The following is an 18,031-nucleotide window of genomic DNA, read 5'->3' as shown; positions in this document are numbered from 1 at the left end:
CATGAAAAAAGTACTTCGAAATGTACAAATGTTAAATGAACAAGGTGAGCTGCAAACAGTCAATATCGCCATGGCAGATGGAAAAATTACAGCAATTGGCCAAGAGGTAACGGTAGTAAATGCAGAGGTCATTGAAGGAAATGGCTTGATTGTAGCACCAGGGTTTGTCGATGTGCATACACATTTACGAGAGCCAGGCTTTGAACATAAAGAAACAATAGCGACAGGGTCTGCCTCTGCAGCAAAGGGTGGCTTTACGACAATTTGTGCCATGCCAAATACGAAGCCGGTACCAGATTCAGTGGAAAACATGCAGCTTATTAATGGGCTGATTAAAGAAAGTGCTGTGATTCGAGTACTTCCATACGGTTCACTAACAAAGGATATTTCTGGGGAAGTTCGAACAAATGTGGAGGAGTTAAAAGCATATGGAGCTGTAGCGTTCTCAGATGATGGTGTAGGAATTCAGCTTGCTTCAACCATGTACGAGCAAATGAAGGATGCTGCCAAGCACGACATGGTAGTTGTGGCCCATTGCGAGGATAATTCATTAATTTATGATGGGGTTATGCATGAAGGAAAGCGTAATAAGGAGCTTGATCTTCCGGGGATTCCATCCATTTGCGAATCCGTTCAAATTGCACGAGATGTACTGCTTGCTGAGGCTGCAGGTGCACGCTACCATGTTTGTCACGTATCAACAAAAGAATCTGTTCGTGCGGTAAGAGATGCAAAGGCAGCCGGAATTCGTGTAACAGCAGAGGTTTGTCCGCATCATTTATTACTCGAAGAAATGGATATTCCATCCGATGATGCAAACTGGAAAATGAATCCACCATTGCGTGGGGCTGATGACAAAGATTCACTGCATGCAGCACTACTAGATGGAACTATCGATTGTATTGCAACAGACCATGCACCACATACAGTGGAAGAAAAATGCTGTGGTATGGTGGGGGCACCGTTTGGTATTGTAGGTTTCGAAACAGCCTTCCCACTACTATATACACAATTTGTTGAAACAGGGAAATGGACTTTAAAACAATTAATAGACTGGATGTCAGTGAAGGCAGCTGAAATTTTTGATCTACCCTATGGCACATTAGCAGTGGGTGCTTCAGCGGATATGATTTTAATAGATATTCAAAAAGAACAAACAATTGATGCAGAAGGCTTTGTATCAAAAGGACGTAATACACCATTTAACGGTTGGGTTGCAAAAGGTTGGCCGGTCCTAACAATTTTTGAAGGAAATATCGTATATCAGGAGGCAGAGTAATGAAAAAACGTTTACTAGTTTTAGAGGATGGCACAGTATTTACAGGTACAGCATTTGGGAGTGATCGCGCTTCACAAGGTGAGGTTGTATTTACGACAGGTATGACGGGATATCAAGAAACTATTTCAGACCCTTCGTTCTATGGTCAAATTGTTACATTGACGTATCCAATGGTAGGAAACTACGGCATTAACCGAGATGATTTTGAATCCATTACGCCAGCTATACGTGGATTTGTTGTACGCGAACTTGCTAAAACGCCTTCTAACTTCCGTTGCGATTTAACGTTAGATGAGTATTTAACATCAAAAGATATCCCGGGTATAGAGGGGATTGATACGCGTAAATTAACACGTATTATTCGTAGTAAAGGATCAGTAAAGGCGATTTTAACAGCGGCCAATGAAGAGGTAAATGTGAGTGAAGTTGTGACGCAACTGCAAGCGACACCAGCTATAACACACCATGTACGTGAAGTATCGCCAAAAGCAGCCTATCCATCACCTGGTCGAGGTAAACGAGTGGTCTTAATTGACTACGGTATGAAACATGGCATCCTTCGAGAATTAAATAAACGTGATTGTGATGTACTAGTAGTTCCTTACAATACATCAGCTGAACAAATTTTAGCTTGGCATCCAGATGGCATTATGCTCTCAAACGGACCAGGGAATCCAGAAGATGTCCAAGAGGGAATAGAAACAGTACGTAACTTAATTGGAAAAGTGCCAATGTTCGGGATTTGCTTAGGTCATCAAATCTTTTCCTTAGCAAGTGGAGCGAAAGCCTTTAAACTACCGTTTGGACACCGTGGTGGCAATCATCCAGTAAAAGATTTACGCACAGGTCGTACAGATTTAACATCTCAAAATCACGGCTACGCTATTGATATCGAATCATTACAAGATACTGATCTAGAATTAACACATATCGCCTTAAATGATGGTACGTGTGAAGGGGTACGTCATAAAAAATATCCAATTTTTACAGTACAATACCATCCAGAAGCATCACCAGGACCAGAAGATTCAAACCACTTATTTGATGAATTTATTGAAATGATGGAAGAAGAAGCAGGGAAGGGGAAACAACATGCCTAAACGTACAGATATTGAAACAATTTTAGTAATCGGCTCAGGCCCAATCGTCATCGGGCAAGCAGCAGAATTTGACTACGCAGGAACACAAGCTTGTTTGTCATTAAAAGAAGAGGGCTACCGTGTTATCTTAATTAACTCAAACCCTGCCACAATTATGACAGATACAGAAATTGCGGACAAAGTTTATATCGAACCGATTTCTCTTGATTTTGTATCTCGTATTTTACGTAAAGAACGCCCAGATGCTATTTTGCCAACACTTGGTGGTCAAACTGGTCTTAACATGGCGATTGAATTAGATAAATCAGGCATTCTAGATGAGCTGGGTATAGAAATCCTTGGTACAAAACTAGATGCTATTCATAAAGCAGAGGACCGAGATTTATTCCGTAACTTAATGTACGAATTAGGTGCTCCAGTACCTGAGTCTGATATTATTCATTCCTTAGACGAAGCGAAAAGATTTGTAGTCAAAATTGGTTACCCTGTTATTGTTCGTCCAGCCTTTACGCTTGGTGGTACAGGAGGCGGCATTTGCTACAATGATCAGGATTTAGAGGAAATCGTAACATCCGGTCTTAAATATTCACCAGTAACACAATGTTTACTAGAAAAATCTATTGCAGGCTATAAAGAGATAGAATATGAAGTAATGCGCGATGCAGTGGACAATGCCATTGTAGTATGTAACATGGAAAATGTTGACCCAGTAGGAATTCACACGGGGGATTCGATTGTAGTAGCACCGACTCAAACTCTCTCGGATCGTGAAAATCAAATGCTACGTAATATTTCATTAGATATTATTCGTGCGTTAAAAATTGAAGGTGGCTGTAACGTCCAACTAGCGCTTGATCCATATAGCTTCAACTACTATGTAATTGAAGTAAATCCGCGTGTATCACGTTCTTCTGCGCTAGCTTCTAAAGCAACAGGCTATCCAATTGCTAAGCTAGCAGCAAAAATTGCAGTTGGTTTAACATTAGATGAAATTAAAAACCCTGTAACAGGATCAACCTATGCTTGCTTTGAGCCAGCTCTTGACTATATTGTCGCTAAAATCCCACGCTGGCCATTCGACAAATTCGAATCAGCAAAGCGTAATCTTGGCACGCAAATGAAAGCTACTGGTGAAGTGATGGCACTAGGCCGTACATTCGAGGAAGCCATGTTAAAGGCGGTTCGTTCACTTGAAACAGGTCAAGTACACTTAGAGCTAAAGCACGCTGAAGACAACTCGGATTCTTGGATTGAAAAACGTATCCGCAAGGCTGGGGATGAGCGTTTATTCTTCATCGGTGAAGCATTACGCCGTGGTGTGACAATTGAACAAATCCATGAATGGTCAGCTATTGACTTATTCTTCTTAAACAAATTTAAAAACATTGTAGATATGGAACAAACGCTAGCTGACCATAAAAATGATAAAGAAGTGCTTCGTACAGCAAAACGTTTAGGCTTTGCAGATAAGAAAATTGCTGAGCTTTGGGACACGACTGAAGCAGCCATCTACGCATATCGTAAAGAGCAAGGTATTATTCCTGTCTATAAAATGGTTGATACATGTGCAGCAGAGTTTGAATCTGAAACACCTTACTTCTACGGCACATATGAGGAAGAAAACGAATCCATTAAGTCAGAAAAACCTTCTGTAGTAGTACTAGGTTCAGGACCTATCCGCATTGGACAGGGGGTAGAATTCGACTATGCTACCGTCCATTCAGTATGGGCCATTCAAGAGGCAGGCTATGAAGCTATCATTATCAACTCAAATCCAGAAACAGTGTCTACGGACTTCTCAATTTCCGATAAATTATACTTCGAGCCATTAACAATCGAGGATGTTATGCATATTATCGACTTAGAACAGCCAATTGGAGTTGTTGTTCAATTCGGTGGTCAAACTGCGATTAACCTTGCCGATAAGTTAGCTGCAAATGGTGTGAAAATCCTAGGAACTTCTCTAGAGGATATCGACCGTGCAGAAAACCGCGATAAATTCGAACAGGCTTTACGTGACTTAAACATTCCACAGCCACAGGGTGAAACAGCGGTTTCTACAGTTGAAGCACTTGCCATTGGTGAGCGTCTGGGCTTCCCGGTACTTGTCCGTCCTTCCTATGTTCTAGGTGGACGTGCAATGGAAATTGTTTACAACCAAGAAGAATTACAGCACTATATGGAGAACGCAGTGGAAGCATCTCCAGATCATCCGGTATTAGTGGACCGTTATCTAACAGGGCAGGAAATTGAAGTAGATGCTATCTGTGATGGAGAACATGTATTAATCCCAGGTATTATGGAGCATATTGAGCGCGCAGGGGTTCACTCTGGTGACTCTATATCAGTTTACCCACCACAGAAATTAACACAGTATCAAAAAGATACATTAGTAGATTATACAACACGTCTTGCAAAAGGTCTTGGAATCGTAGGCTTAATGAACATTCAATATGTAATTTCCCAAGGTGAGGTATATGTCATTGAGGTGAACCCACGTTCATCACGTACAGTACCATTCTTAAGTAAAATTACAAATATCCCTATGGCTAATATTGCAACGAAAGCAATTCTAGGGAAATCGATTGTCGAGCAGGGCTATCCAACAGGATTAGCCCCTGAGCAAAAAGGTGTATTTGTGAAAGTACCAGTGTTCTCATTTGCCAAACTACGCCGTGTAGATATAACATTAGGCCCTGAAATGAAATCTACTGGGGAAGTAATGGGCAAAGATGCAACATTAGAAAAAGCACTTTACAAAGGCTTAGTTGCAGCAGGAATGGAAATTCGCACAGAAGGAACAGTATTGTTTACGGTATCTGATAAGGATAAAGAAGAAGCAATCGCATTAGCAAAACGTTTCTCAACAGTAGGCTATCGCATTGTAGCTACTGAGGGAACAGCAAAAGCATTTGAAGCTGCTGGAGTGCGCACGGATGTTGTTGGCAAGATTGGTGCGAAGGGACAAACACTGATTGATTTAATCCAAAATGGCGAAGCTCAGCTTGTCGTTAATACATTAACAAAAGGTAAGCAACCAGCTCGAGATGGTTTCCGAATTCGTCGTGAGTCTGTAGAAAATGGCGTACCTTGTCTCACATCTTTAGATACGGCAGAAGCAATGGTACGTGTCATTGAATCTATGACATTTACAGCAGAAGAAATGCCAAAAGCGGAGGTAGTACACTAATATGATACGTCAAGAGAAAATGAGGGTCGTCTCCCAAAAGCAAATTGCGACAAACATTTTCGAACTGACACTTCATGGTGAACTGGTTCAGGATATGACTCCTGGCCAGTTTGTCCATGTAAAGGTGTCGGATTCGTTGGAGCCGCTTTTACGTCGACCAATTAGTATTGCAAATATAGATAAAGATAACAATGAATTTACAATGATTTATCGTGCTGAGGGTCGTGGTACCAAAGTATTAGCAACAAATCGTGAAGGTCAACAGGTCAATGTCCTCGGACCAATTGGAAATGGTTTCCCAGTAGATGCAGTAAAAGAGGGAGGAACAGCTCTACTAGTCGGAGGGGGAATCGGAGTGCCTCCACTACATGAGCTTTCCAAGCAATTAAACGCACGTGGTGTTAAAACAATACATGTGCTTGGCTTTCAAACGGAAGATGTATGCTTCTATGAAGAGGAATTCAGCGCCCTTGGGGAAACGCATTATGTAACGGTTGACGGCTCTAAAGGGACAAAAGGCTTTGTGACAAATGTGTTAGAGTCTCGAGCACCTGAATTTGATGTCTTTTATTCTTGCGGTCCTCTCCCAATGTTAAAAGCACTTGAAGGCTTCTATCCAGAAAAAGAAGGTTATTTATCATTTGAAGAGCGTATGGGCTGTGGTATTGGTGCTTGTTTTGCATGTGTCTGCAAAACAACCGATCAAATAGCAAAAGACTATGTCAAAGTATGCTCTGATGGTCCAGTTTTCCCGAAAGGTACGGTGGCATTATGAGTCGTTTAAACATTCAATTACCAGGTTTAGATTTAAAAAACCCTATTATGCCTGCTTCCGGTTGCTTTGGTTTTGGACGTGAATATGCACAGCTTTACGATCTATCCAAGTTAGGGGCAATAATGATTAAAGCAACAACAGTTGAAACTCGTGCAGGTAATCCAACGCCGCGTGTGGCTGAAACAGCAGCAGGGATGTTAAATGCAATTGGGCTACAAAATCCTGGCATTGAAAAAGTGATGAATGAGGAATTGAAATTTTTAGAGGGCTATGATGTACCAATTATCGCCAATGTGGCTGGAACAGAGACTGCAGATTATGTAGAAGTAGCGAGACGTATTTCAGCAGCACCTAATGTCCAAGCTTTGGAGCTGAATATTTCATGTCCAAATGTTAAATGTGGTGGCATTCAATTTGGGACAGATCCAGACACAGCACGTGAGCTTGTCAAGGCGGTTAAAGCTGTATCCACTGTTCCTGTTTATGTGAAGTTATCACCGAATGTAACAAATATCGTAGACATTGCTTTAGCTGTCGAAGCGGGTGGCGCGGATGGCATAACAATGATTAACACTTTAGTAGGTATGCGTTTAGATGAGCGGACAGGGAAACCAGTCATCGCAAATGGCACAGGTGGTTTATCGGGTCCTGCTGTAAAGCCCATTGCCATCCGAATGGTTTATGAGGTGTACAAGGCTGTTAATATTCCGATAATTGGCATGGGTGGTGTGACAGAAGCACAGGATGTCATTGATTTTATGTCGGCAGGTGCTTCAGCTGTGGCAATAGGAACTGCAAATTTTGTGGACCACTTCGTTTGCCCAAATATTATTGATGATTTACCAGCAAAACTTGACGCACTTGAGGTAGAACATATAACAGATATTATTGGAAGGAGCCATCGTTGATGAATACTAAGCCTATACTAGCATTAGATTTTCCAGGAGAAAAAGAAGTATTCGATTTCTTAAAGCACTTCCATGAGCCTCTTTTCGTGAAAATTGGAATGGAATTATATATGCAAGAAGGGCCTGATATTGTACGCAAAGTAAAAGAGTTAGGTCATGATGTTTTCCTTGATTTAAAACTACATGATATCCCGAATACAGTAGGCTCTGCTATGAAGGGCTTAGCCAAACTAGGAGTGAATTTAGTAAATGTCCATGCGGCAGGTGGACGTCCAATGATGGAGGCTGCCCTAGAGGGTCTAGAAGCAGGAACACCTGTAGGCAAAGAACGTCCAGCATTAATTGCTGTAACACAATTAACATCCACAACAGAGGAGCAAATGCAGACGGAGCAAAGAATTGCTTTATCCTTACAGGAGTCTGTTCTACATTATGCACGTCTAACAAAACAAGCTGCCTTACAGGGTGTCGTTTGTTCGGTACATGAGGCTAAGGCAATAGCTGAAGTGTGTGGAGAGGATTTTCTTCGGGTAACACCAGGAATTCGTCTAGCCGGTGGCGCTGCACACGATCAAAAACGTATTGCCACACCGGATGGAGCAAAACGTGAAGGTTCGTCACTCATCGTTGTTGGACGTGCTGTAACAGGTGCACAAGATCCAGTAGCGGCATATAAAATCGTAAGTGAATTATGGGAGGCATAAATGATGACATTACAGAATGAAATTGCACACGCTATGCTAAAGGTGGGTGCTGTAGAATTAAATCCAACAGAATTATTTACATGGGCATCTGGTATAAAATCACCTATTTACTGTGATACACGTTTAACAATCTCTGACCCTGTTATTCGTAAACAACTTGCGACTGGCTTAGCAGCTGTAATTAAAGAGCATTTTGGAGCGACTGAAATAGTAGCTGGTACAGCAACAGCAGGTATCCCACATGCAGCATGGGTAAGTGATATTTTAGAATTACCAATGGTCTATGTACGCTCTAAAGCGAAAGAACATGGCCGTGGCAATCAAATTGAAGGAAAATACGCAGCGGGCCAAAAAGTAGTTGTGGTGGAGGATATCGTTTCTACTGGTGGTTCTTCCATTACAGCAGTTGAAGCATTGCGTGCAGCAGGCTGTGAAGTACTAGGAGTTGTTTGTGTCTACACATATAATCTTCCACGAGCTGAACAAGCATTTGATGAAGCTGGCATCCAATATGTCTCCTTAACTAATTTCGATTATCTGATTGAGGCAGCAAATGAATCAGGTGCTATTAGAGAAGAAGATATTCCATTCTTAAAAGAGTGGCATGCGAAATTAAAGGCAGGAGAGCTATAATAAAAAGCTGTTCTACTGGTTTTTTGACCTGTAGAACAGCTTTTTTCTTCCTATTTAAATAGGGAGAGGGTATTTAAAATTGAATACTAAAGCCATTAAAACGATGTATACCTGTCCCAAAATGTACTAGATTGTTTTTTCGAAGTGTAATAACTGCCTTTTTTACCTCTAATAAGATAGAAGGGTCAAGACCTAATGTGTGATGAGAACCAAAAATTTTCGTAAGCGAAGATAAGTTAGCTATTTTTTCTAAAGATTGGACTAAATCCTCGGGGCTAGTAGTTGGAAAAAATGCATAAATAGGTGCTTGATCATATAGTAAGTCCCCAGTAAACAAATAGCCATATTTATGATCCAAAAGAGCAATATGGCCAGGAGAATGCCCTGGTGTGTGGAGTATAGATAATTTTCGGTTCCCTATATCTATAATATCACCATCTTCTAAAACACCAGAAGGCTGTCCCTGAAAAGGCTTGTAGTCCGAAGGATTAAACGTTTTAGGTGTAGGTATCGTAATATTACGGCCAACATCCGTTCTAATCTGTTCGATAGATAATTTAGGGATACCATGGATTAGCCAATCAACCTCATCTTTATGAACATAAATATCATCAAACGCTCCGTGACTGCCAATATGATCCCAATGAACATGTGTTGTAATCACAGAAATGGGCAAAGAGGTTAATTGTTTACTAATCCTTTGAATATTATCAATCCCAAGACCTGTATCAATAAGAACAGCTTGTTTCTCCCCAAGCAATAAAAAGGAATGCACCTTTTCCCAATGACCATATTCACTTATAGCATACGTTTCATTATTGATTTCCTCTACAGTAAACCATGCATCATTAATTTTTGCCATGACAGCCAACCTTTCCTTATGTTGAAATGAAAAATAATATAATAAAACTTTGTCATTGGAAATTTTAACATAAAATCATGTAATTTCCTTTTAAAATATTCTAAATAGTATTTCTATATTGAATATTAAAGAAAAATTAGGCAATTAGGAATAATTAAGAAGTATGGTAGATAGCTATAAACTAAAAGCTTTAAATTGTTTTCTTAAAGTAATTTGAAATATTAGCACTTCAACGTCCAAAATTATTCATTGAAAATAAAAATGTGTGAAATATAATTTTTAAATAAAAGTTAATTTGTTATTTTTTGCTATAAAACACTCATTTATTTGAGTTTAACTGTGTTTTATTTATAAAAGTAAATTTGTGGTGTGATTTTTTTTGTTATATTTGAATAATTTATTTTTGTATAAATTATAACTTTGTAAAGATAAAGTAAAATATTTCTTAAAACGAAAATATAAAACGAGCATTTTTTAGAGGGAGATGTCTGGTGGAAATTTATAAGCTGGATTGAAATAATTTGAAAAAGGGACTTGCGTTTATACATGTTTTCTAGCTAAAATAATAGCACAGTTTAATTTTCAGATAATTCTATCAGCAGCTGACGAGTTGAAGGCGAAAAAATTATTAAAATCATACTTGCCAATATAAAAATGAGGGGAGAAGAGAGAAAAACTAAATATGATTCTGATATAAAGTATCGTTTGTATTTTCAGAATATTGAATTATAGAGGAGAGATTGTTTGAATACAGCAAAAGACTTACTAACAATAACAAATTTGACTACAAGTTTTCGCATAAAAGATACATACCACGCTGCTGTAGATGATGTCTCACTTTCGCTTCAAAAAAATGAGGTATTAGCAATAGTTGGAGAATCAGGTTGTGGTAAAAGTACGTTAGCGACTACTATTGTAGGTTTGCACAATGAGGTTAATACAAAGGTTACTGGTGATATCTTTTATAATAATCAAAATTTAGCAAAATTGAATGACCACCAATTTAATAACTTACGTGGTAATGACATTGGGTTTATTTTTCAGGACCCACTATCAGCACTTAACCCTTTAATGAGAATAAGCGAACAAATTGAAGAAGGGTTAATCTATCATACAAAGCTTTCAAAACAACAGCGAAGTGAAAGAGTATTAGAACTACTCAATCAAGTTGGAATTGCAAATCCAGAACGCGTAGCTAGACAATTTCCTCATCAGCTATCGGGGGGGATGCGTCAGCGTGTCATGATTGCGATTGCCCTATCATGTAAGCCAGCTATATTAATTGCTGATGAACCAACAACAGCATTAGATGTTACCATTCAGGCCCAAATTTTGGACCTGTTAAAAGCATTACAGACTGAGACAGAGACAGGCATTATTCTCATTACGCATGATTTAGGCGTTGTAGCAGAGATGGCTGATCGTGTTGTAGTTATGTATGCAGGTGAAGTAGTGGAGGAGGCACCGGTTCAGGAATTATTCAATAATCCAAGGCACCCTTACACGCGTTCACTATTAAATTCAATTCCACAAACACATAGCGAAAATGAAAGACTCGAGGTTATTCAAGGGATGGTACCATCTTTAATCAATTTACCTCGAGAAGGTTGTCGTTTTTCAGGACGTATTCCGTGGATTGATGCATCTTCACACGAAGCAAAACCACAATTACATGAAATTGCACCAGGACATTTTGTGAGATGTACCTGCTGGAAACACTTTCATTTCGAAGGTGAAGAAGGGGGCGGGACTGTATGAGCTTTATGCAAATAAAAGATTTAAGTGTTCATTACCCAATACGTGGAGGATTTTTTAATACCGTTGTTGATCGCGTATATGCAGTGGACGGTGTAACAATGGAGTTCGAAAAGGGCAAAACGTATGGGCTAGTAGGAGAATCAGGATCAGGTAAATCAACAACAGGAAAAGCAATTATAGGTCTAGAAAAGATTACCTCTGGTCAAATTTTTTATGAGGGTGAAAATGTGACAAACCAACAGAGAAAACGTGATTCTGCCTATAACAGAGACATACAAATGATTTTCCAAGACTCTCATTCTAGTATGAATCCTAGAAAACGTGTTCTCGATATTCTAGCAGAGCCTATTCGGAATTTTATGAAGCTCAGTGATCAAGAGGAACGCAAACGTATTAAAGAGCTACTTGCTATTGTCGGGATGTCGGAAGATGTTTTACTAAAATATCCCCATGAATTTTCGGGTGGCCAAAAGCAACGTTTGGGCATTGCGCGAGCGGTTGCTTGTAACCCTAAAATGATTATTGCAGACGAACCTGTTTCAGCGCTAGATCTATCAGTACAGGCACAAGTATTGAATTTCATGAAAGATATTCAAAATGAGTATGGACTTACATACTTATTCATTTCCCATGATTTAGGCGTTGTTAAACATATGTGTGATCATATTTCGATTATGTACAAAGGACGCTTTGTGGAAACTGGTACAAGACATGATATTTATAAGAATCCGCAGCATATATACACGAACCGCCTTTTATCAGCCATTCCAAATATCGAACCAGAGACTAGGAATGAGCGTAAATTAATTCGACAACAGGTAGAAGGAAATTATCAACAAGAGCAACATAAATACTATGATGAGCATGGAAAAGTCTATCCACTGAAATCCATTTCAGACACACATATGGTTGCAATGTCAGGAGGAATGTGAAATGTGGAAAACAATTGCTAGAAGAGTAGTTTTAATGATTCCTCAAATGTTTGTGCTAAGCTTAATTATTTTTATCTTAGCGAAACAAATGCCAGGTGATCCTTTTACAGGGTTAATTACACCAGAAACAGACCCTGCACGTATCGAAGAACTTAGAATTCAAGCGGGTTATTATGATCCATGGTATGTACAATATTACCATTGGGTGATCAATGCCTTTCAGGGAGATTTTGGACAAAGCTATACATATAAACTTGCAGTGTCCTCATTGATTGGCGAGCGTGCATTAAACACTTTTTGGCTTGCCCTACTTAGCACCATTCTTGTTTATTTAATTGCTATTCCATTAGGAATGATAGCTGGACGTAAGCAGGATACATTGTATGATAAGTCGATTACCCTGTATAGCTTTATAAGCTATGCAATACCAACTTTTGTATTGGGCTTAATTTTCTTATATATCTTTGGATATCGTTTAATGTGGTTTCCGACGAGTGGAACAGTCGATGTAGGGGTGGAACCCGGAACGCTCGAGTATTATTGGAATCGTTTGTATCATTTAATATTACCTGCAATGACGTATGCCATTTTAGCGACAACGACGATTATTCAATACTTACGTTCAGAAATTATTGATGCCAAGACACAGGATTATGTTAAGACAGCACGTAGTAAAGGTGTACCAATGAAAATCATCTACAGAAGACATATTTTCCGTAACTCTTTATTACCTATTGCGGCCTTCCTTGGCTTTACAATTACAGGCTTATTAGGCGGCTCGATTTTCATAGAGACAATTTTTGGCTTCCCAGGCATGGGGCAATTATTCATCCATTCCGTAACAAGTCGTGATTATAGTGTTATTACAGCTCTTGTTATGCTTTATGGCTTCTTAGCGTTATTAGGTAGTCTATTGTCAGATATAATTATGAGCATTGTTGATCCACGTATCCGCATAGACTAACAGTTACATTGAACGCATAAGGAGAGGTGAAATAAAATGGAGCAAAAAAATGATGTAGTAAAAGTAGAAAATATGCCACCAACAGGGATTCAAGTCGTTATTCGTGAATTCAGAAAAGATAAATTAGCGTTATTGTCATTTATTGGAATTACTTTGCTTATAATTGTAATATTAATTATGTCCGTATTTATGAATCAGGATGAAATATTACGAATAAAATTATTAGAGCGTTTTACAGAGCCTGGTGTTAATGGATATATTCTTGGGGCTGATGAAGCGGGTCGTGATATGTATGGACAGCTTATTATCGGCGCGAAAAATTCTATTTTAATTGCAGTTGCTATTACCCTTATTGCGAATGTCTTAGGGATTGCCCTCGGCATTATAATGGGCTATTACGGCGGCTTTATCGATAATTTATTTATGCGTATCATTGATTTCCTTATGACATTACCGACATTAATGATCATCATTGTATTAGTTACAATTATTCCGAAATATGGTGTTTTTGAGTTGATTTTGATTTTAAGTGCCTTTCAATGGATAAGCACTGCACGCCTCGTTCGAAGTAAAGCTTTATCCGAAGGGCGTAGAGATTATGTGAGTGCCTCGAAAACAATGGGGACTAGTGATTTTGCCATTATGTTTAAAGGGATACTACCAAATTTAAGCTCGTTGCTAATAGTAGAATTAACGTTAAACTTTGCAGGGAATGTTGGTATTGAAACGGGTCTATCGTTCTTAGGCTTTGGTTTACCGCCGTCCACACCTAGCTTAGGGACATTAGTAAGCTATGCAACAAATCCGGTAGTATTATCTTCAAAATGGTGGATTTGGTTGCCCGCATCATTATTAATTTTAGTTTTGATGCTTGGTATAAATTATGTCGGTCAAGCGTTAAGACGTGCAGCTGACGCAAAACAACGATTAGGATAAAGGGGAGGATTTACACATGAAGAAAAATTGGTTATTCTTGTCCATTTTATTTGCATTCATGCTAGTTTTAGCAGCCTGCAGTGGTGGAGGCAATGGGTCTGAAAAAGGCGCAGAAACTGATAACAAAGAAAAGTCGGGTGAAACAGAAAAATCCGGCGAGGCTGAAGGTACTAGTGATTCATTATTACCAATGGAAGTAACAAATGAAGGAGACGCAATCCAAGGTGGTACATTACGCGTAGGACTTGTAACAAGCTCTCCGTTCCAAGGTATTTTCAACTGGGAACTATACGAAGATGCTTATGATTCAGAAATTTTAGCCTTTGCGTCTAATGTGCTTTTTGAACAAGATGGAAACTTCCTTGTTACAGACAAAGGTATTGCAAAGTTAGACGTTGATGTAGAAGCAAAAACAGCAACTGTCACAATTCAAGGTGATTATAAATGGTCAGATGGTACACCTTTAACAGCTGATGATTTAATTTTCCCATATGAGCTAATTGGTCACCCAGATTATACAGGTGTTCGTTATGATGATGATTTTAAAAACATTGTAGGTGCAGAAGAATACCATAATGGTAAAGCAGATACAATTTCTGGTATTACAAAAGTCGATGATAAGAGTATTAAAATCCAACTTAAAAAAGTATCACCAGCTATTTACTCCATTGGTGATGGCTTATGGGCATATGCAGAGCCTAAACATCAATTAGAATCTATTCCAGTGAAAGACTTACTTGCTTCAGATGCAGTACGTAAAAATCCAGTAACACTTGGTGCATTTAAAATTGATAAAGTCGTAAATGGTGAGTCTGTACAATTTGTAGCAAACGAACATTATTTTAAAGGCAAGCCAAAAGTGGATAAAGTTGTACTTGAGGTTGTTCCACCAACTTCAATTGGGGAAGCACTAAGAACAGGGAAATATGATCTGGCTACATCATACCCGACTAATCAGTACGATAGTATTAAGGATTTACAAAACTTAGCATTATTAGGTCGACCAGAATTATCATATTCTTATATCGGCTTTAAATTAGGAAAATACGATACAACAAATAAAGTAAACGTATTTGATGAAAAGTCAAAAATGAATAGTATTGAATTACGTCAGGCTGTTGCCTATGCAATGGATGTTGAAGGTGTTGCAGAAAAATTCTATCAAGGATTACGTGAGCGCGGAAATTCTTTAATTCCACCAGTATTTGCATCCTATTATGATGCAACATTAGAAGGCTATAATTATGACCCTGAAAAAGCAAAAGAATTATTAGATAAAGCGGGCTTTAAAGATGTTGATGGTGACGGTATTCGTGAAGATAAAGATGGTAAAAAATTCTCTATTCGCTTAGCTTCAATGGCTGGTTCAGAAACAGATGAAGCAATTGTTGAATACTTCCGTCAAAACTGGAAAGAAGTGGGGTTAGACGTACAATTGACAACAGGTCGTCTTATTGAATTCAATGCTTTCTACGATAAAGTTCAAGCAGATGATCCAGAAATCGATATGTATCAAGCAGCATGGGGAACTGGAACAAACCCGTCTCCTAAAGGTTTATATGGTGAAGGTGCTGAATTTAACTTTAGCCGCTATGTATCTCCTGAATTAACAAAATTATTAGATGCTATTGACTCAGAAGAGGCTATGGATCAAGATACACGTACAAAGGCTTTCCGATCATGGCAAGAATATATGAGTGAAAAAGCAATGGTAGTGCCGACTTTCTTCAGAACAGAAGTTATTCCTGTTAATAAGCGCGTGAAAAATTACAATGTGGAATATGGAAATACTACAGAACTTCAAGATATTGAATTAACAGCAGATGCTCCAATAAAATAATTGGTATCGGAGAAGCAGTCTTTCTTGATAGAAGAAAGGCTGCTTTTTTCCAAAAATAGAAGCATTACATTGCATAAAATAAAGTAAAAGGGGTAAAGACATTTACCTCCTAATAAAATTCATTATAAAAAACCATCCATTGGAAAGCTCCAATGGATGGATATATAGTGAGTCTTATCGATTATTAACCCAAGTTTTAACTAAATCAGCAGTTCCATATACATAGTGTTGGTCGCCTATTTCATGATACGATGCACTTTCGTCAACCTCCGTATGCTTGTACGGAATACGTTGACGACGTTTCTCAGACATTGGATCAGGAAGTGGGATTGCTGATAATAAAGATTTTGTATACGGGTGAACAGGATGATTGTAAATGTCATCTGCTTTACCGATTTCCATGATTTTACCGCGGTACATTACAGCAATACGATCACTGATGTATTTTACCATCGAAAGGTCATGGGCAATGAACAGATATGTTAAGCCACGTTCTTTTTGAAGTTGTTTTAGTAAGTTAACAACCTGAGCTTGGATCGATACGTCAAGCGCAGAGATTGGCTCATCGGCAATGATAAACTTAGGATCTAAGCTTAGTGCACGGGCAATCCCAATACGTTGACGTTGACCGCCAGAGAATTCATGTGCGTATCGATTCGCGTGCTCTTTGTTTAAACCTACAGCTTCAAGTAACTCTTGAATTTTCCCACGACGTACATTTTTATCCTTGTAAAGGCCATGGATATCAAAGGCTTCACCAATGATTTCACCAGCTGTCATACGAGGATTTAAAGAAGCGTAAGGATCTTGGAAGATCATTTGCATTTGGCGGTTAAAATTCTTTAACTCATTTTTAGATTTTTTTCCATGAACATTTTCCCCATCGAAAACAATCTCGCCACCTGTAATATCATATAATCGAATGATTGAACGACCAGTTGTTGACTTTCCACAACCTGATTCACCTACAAGACCAAGTGTTTCACCTTCATAAACATCGAAGCTAATACCATCTACGGCTTTGATTGGATTACTTGGTGAACCAAAATGCTGCTTTAGGTTTTTAATTTCAAGAATTTTTTTAGCACCAGTTTTAGTCATTTTCTTGTGCCTCCTTTGCTAAATACCCTTCTATACGTTTAGCAACCGCTTCAGGAAGAGGAATCTTTGGTGCATCAGGATGCAATAACCAAGTTTTTGCAAAATGTGTTTCACTTACTTGGAACATTGGTGGTTCTTGTTCATAATCAATGGCCATTGCGAACTCGTTACGTGCTGCAAATGCATCCCCTTTAGGTGGGTTCGTAAGATCTGGTGGTGATCCAGGAATCGTGCGTAATAACTCATCTGTATCATTATCCAAATCAGGCATGGAACCTAGTAGACCCCATGTGTATGGGTGCTTTGGATTATAGAAAATATCATTAACAGTACCATATTCTACAATTTGTCCAGCGTACATTACGGCTACACGATCTGCGATGTTCGCTACAACACCTAAATCGTGTGTAATGAAAATGATAGATGTTTTCGAGTTCTTTTGGATTTCCTTCATTAGCTCTAAAATCTGTGCTTGAATAGTTACGTCTAGGGCTGTTGTTGGCTCATCGGCAATCAGTAGCTTAGGATCAGCTGCAAGGGCGATCGCAATAACAACACGTTGACGCATACCACCTGAAAATTCATGTGGGTATTGATTATAACGTTTCTCAGGGAAGGGGATACCTACCTGTGTTAAAAGCTCAATGGCACGTTTTTTTGCATCTACTTTAGAAACTTTTCTATGTTGCAAAATTACTTCAGTTATTTGACGTCCGACCTTCATAGTTGGATTCAAACTTGTCATTGGATCTTGGAAAATCATTGCAATTTCATTTCCGCGTACTTTAGACATTTCTTTATCAGTTAACGGAACTAAATCACGACCATTAAATAAAATTTGCCCTGACTCATAAATACCAGGTGGCTGTGGAATTAGTTTCATTAACGCATTACTCGTAACACTTTTTCCAGAACCTGATTCACCAACTATAGCTAGTGTTTCACCTTCCTTTAAATCAAAGTTAACACCACGTACAGCATGAACAAGCCCTGCATAAGTTTTAAAGTTAATTTTTAAATCTTTTACTTCTAGAATTGTTTTACTCATT

The 18,031-nt window shown here is 38.8% G+C and carries 15 protein-coding genes; 12 read left to right on the top strand and 3 right to left on the bottom strand.

The genetic code is table 11. The features are described from left to right. Position 1: 1 nt before the first annotated feature. From pyrC to pyrE, 7 genes are read left to right on the top strand one after another with little or no spacing between them, the layout of a single operon-like run. Positions 2 to 1,279 (top strand): dihydroorotase, encoded by a 1,278-nt coding sequence (gene pyrC / locus AC3CH7_RS05490; protein ID WP_012293185.1) that lies wholly within the window; start codon positions 2 to 4, stop codon positions 1,277 to 1,279. Further along, positions 1,279 to 2,379, top strand: a complete 1,101-nt coding sequence (locus tag AC3CH7_RS05485; protein WP_207889694.1) for a carbamoyl phosphate synthase small subunit — start codon at positions 1,279 to 1,281, stop codon at positions 2,377 to 2,379. The genes pyrC and AC3CH7_RS05485 overlap by 1 nt, the downstream gene beginning before the upstream one ends. Continuing rightward, positions 2,372 to 5,569, top strand: coding sequence for a carbamoyl-phosphate synthase large subunit (gene carB / locus AC3CH7_RS05480; RefSeq protein WP_031418935.1), 3,198 nt, complete (start codon positions 2,372 to 2,374; stop codon positions 5,567 to 5,569). Before AC3CH7_RS05485 ends, carB begins: the two co-directional genes overlap by 8 nt. A 1-nt stretch (position 5,570) precedes the next feature. Beyond that, positions 5,571 to 6,344, top strand: a complete 774-nt coding sequence (locus tag AC3CH7_RS05475; RefSeq protein ID WP_012293188.1) for a dihydroorotate dehydrogenase electron transfer subunit — start codon at positions 5,571 to 5,573, stop codon at positions 6,342 to 6,344. Beyond that, the gene (locus AC3CH7_RS05470; RefSeq protein ID WP_031418936.1) at positions 6,341 to 7,252 is read left to right on the top strand and encodes a dihydroorotate dehydrogenase; all 912 of its coding nucleotides are present in this window, start codon (positions 6,341 to 6,343) and stop codon (positions 7,250 to 7,252) included. Before AC3CH7_RS05475 ends, AC3CH7_RS05470 begins: the two co-directional genes overlap by 4 nt. Beyond that, positions 7,252 to 7,956 carry an orotidine-5'-phosphate decarboxylase gene (gene pyrF, locus AC3CH7_RS05465; RefSeq protein WP_036167383.1) on the top strand — a complete coding sequence of 235 codons (705 nt, stop codon included), beginning with the start codon at positions 7,252 to 7,254 and terminating at the stop codon, positions 7,954 to 7,956. The genes AC3CH7_RS05470 and pyrF overlap by 1 nt, the downstream gene beginning before the upstream one ends. A gap of 3 nt (positions 7,957 to 7,959) precedes the next feature. Further along, a complete protein-coding gene (pyrE, locus tag AC3CH7_RS05460) occupies positions 7,960 to 8,589 on the top strand; it encodes an orotate phosphoribosyltransferase (RefSeq protein ID WP_031418938.1) in 630 nt (209 codons plus the stop codon). 73 nt (positions 8,590 to 8,662) lie between these two features. Here the strand turns inward: pyrE and AC3CH7_RS05455 are convergent, their stop codons facing one another. Further along, complete coding sequence (locus AC3CH7_RS05455; protein WP_012293191.1) at positions 8,663 to 9,451, bottom strand: MBL fold metallo-hydrolase; 789 nt, start codon at positions 9,449 to 9,451, stop codon at positions 8,663 to 8,665. A gap of 744 nt (positions 9,452 to 10,195) precedes the next feature. Between AC3CH7_RS05455 and AC3CH7_RS05450 the strand changes: the two genes are divergently transcribed. Genes AC3CH7_RS05450 through AC3CH7_RS05430 form a run of 5 tightly spaced genes read left to right on the top strand, consistent with a single transcriptional unit; the run spans position 10,196 to position 15,881 of the window. Further along, complete coding sequence (locus AC3CH7_RS05450; protein WP_198696189.1) at positions 10,196 to 11,209, top strand: ABC transporter ATP-binding protein; 1,014 nt, start codon at positions 10,196 to 10,198, stop codon at positions 11,207 to 11,209. Further along, positions 11,206 to 12,141, top strand: coding sequence for an ATP-binding cassette domain-containing protein (locus AC3CH7_RS05445; RefSeq protein ID WP_012293193.1), 936 nt, complete (start codon positions 11,206 to 11,208; stop codon positions 12,139 to 12,141). The genes AC3CH7_RS05450 and AC3CH7_RS05445 overlap by 4 nt, the downstream gene beginning before the upstream one ends. A gap of 1 nt (position 12,142) precedes the next feature. Further along, a complete protein-coding gene (opp4B, locus tag AC3CH7_RS05440; protein WP_012293194.1) occupies positions 12,143 to 13,105 on the top strand; it encodes an oligopeptide ABC transporter permease in 963 nt (320 codons plus the stop codon). Positions 13,106 to 13,141: 36 nt separating this feature from the next. After that, positions 13,142 to 14,041: an ABC transporter permease gene (locus AC3CH7_RS05435; RefSeq protein ID WP_012293195.1), complete on the top strand. Its 900-nt coding sequence runs from the start codon at positions 13,142 to 13,144 to the stop codon at positions 14,039 to 14,041. A gap of 16 nt (positions 14,042 to 14,057) precedes the next feature. Continuing rightward, entirely contained in the window at positions 14,058 to 15,881 is a 1,824-nt protein-coding gene (locus tag AC3CH7_RS05430) for an oligopeptide ABC transporter substrate-binding protein (RefSeq protein WP_488381606.1), read from the top strand. 174 nt (positions 15,882 to 16,055) lie between these two features. Here the strand turns inward: AC3CH7_RS05430 and AC3CH7_RS05425 are convergent, their stop codons facing one another. Continuing rightward, on the bottom strand, positions 16,056 to 16,982 hold the full coding sequence (locus AC3CH7_RS05425; protein ID WP_488381605.1) for an ABC transporter ATP-binding protein: 927 nt from the start codon (positions 16,980 to 16,982) through the stop codon (positions 16,056 to 16,058). Then, entirely contained in the window at positions 16,975 to 18,030 is a 1,056-nt protein-coding gene (locus AC3CH7_RS05420; RefSeq protein ID WP_025113882.1) for an ABC transporter ATP-binding protein, read from the bottom strand. The genes AC3CH7_RS05425 and AC3CH7_RS05420 overlap by 8 nt, the downstream gene beginning before the upstream one ends. Position 18,031: the final 1 nt, after the last annotated feature.

Source organism: Lysinibacillus sp. F12, from assembly GCF_057773605.1.
Note: the sequence above shows the minus strand (reverse complement) of the source record. Positions and strands in the feature narration are given on the sequence as shown.

What these genes read in the sequence shown, in the direction of transcription:
- AC3CH7_RS05435 (WP_012293195.1), top strand. Translation starts at nt 13,142, where the DNA reads ATGGAGCAAAAAAATGATGTAGTAAAAGTAGAAAATATGCCACCAACA.
- AC3CH7_RS05420 (WP_025113882.1), bottom strand. Translation starts at nt 18,030, where the DNA reads ATGAGTAAAACAATTCTAGAAGTAAAAGATTTAAAAATTAACTTTAAA.
- AC3CH7_RS05455 (WP_012293191.1), bottom strand. Translation starts at nt 9,451, where the DNA reads ATGGCAAAAATTAATGATGCATGGTTTACTGTAGAGGAAATCAATAAT.
- pyrC (WP_012293185.1), top strand. Translation starts at nt 2, where the DNA reads ATGAAAAAAGTACTTCGAAATGTACAAATGTTAAATGAACAAGGTGAG.
- pyrF (WP_036167383.1), top strand. Translation starts at nt 7,252, where the DNA reads ATGAATACTAAGCCTATACTAGCATTAGATTTTCCAGGAGAAAAAGAA.
- opp4B (WP_012293194.1), top strand. Translation starts at nt 12,143, where the DNA reads ATGTGGAAAACAATTGCTAGAAGAGTAGTTTTAATGATTCCTCAAATG.
- AC3CH7_RS05425 (WP_488381605.1), bottom strand. Translation starts at nt 16,982, where the DNA reads ATGACTAAAACTGGTGCTAAAAAAATTCTTGAAATTAAAAACCTAAAG.
- AC3CH7_RS05445 (WP_012293193.1), top strand. Translation starts at nt 11,206, where the DNA reads ATGAGCTTTATGCAAATAAAAGATTTAAGTGTTCATTACCCAATACGT.
- pyrE (WP_031418938.1), top strand. Translation starts at nt 7,960, where the DNA reads ATGACATTACAGAATGAAATTGCACACGCTATGCTAAAGGTGGGTGCT.
- carB (WP_031418935.1), top strand. Translation starts at nt 2,372, where the DNA reads ATGCCTAAACGTACAGATATTGAAACAATTTTAGTAATCGGCTCAGGC.
- AC3CH7_RS05485 (WP_207889694.1), top strand. Translation starts at nt 1,279, where the DNA reads ATGAAAAAACGTTTACTAGTTTTAGAGGATGGCACAGTATTTACAGGT.
- AC3CH7_RS05430 (WP_488381606.1), top strand. Translation starts at nt 14,058, where the DNA reads ATGAAGAAAAATTGGTTATTCTTGTCCATTTTATTTGCATTCATGCTA.
- AC3CH7_RS05475 (WP_012293188.1), top strand. Translation starts at nt 5,571, where the DNA reads ATGATACGTCAAGAGAAAATGAGGGTCGTCTCCCAAAAGCAAATTGCG.
- AC3CH7_RS05470 (WP_031418936.1), top strand. Translation starts at nt 6,341, where the DNA reads ATGAGTCGTTTAAACATTCAATTACCAGGTTTAGATTTAAAAAACCCT.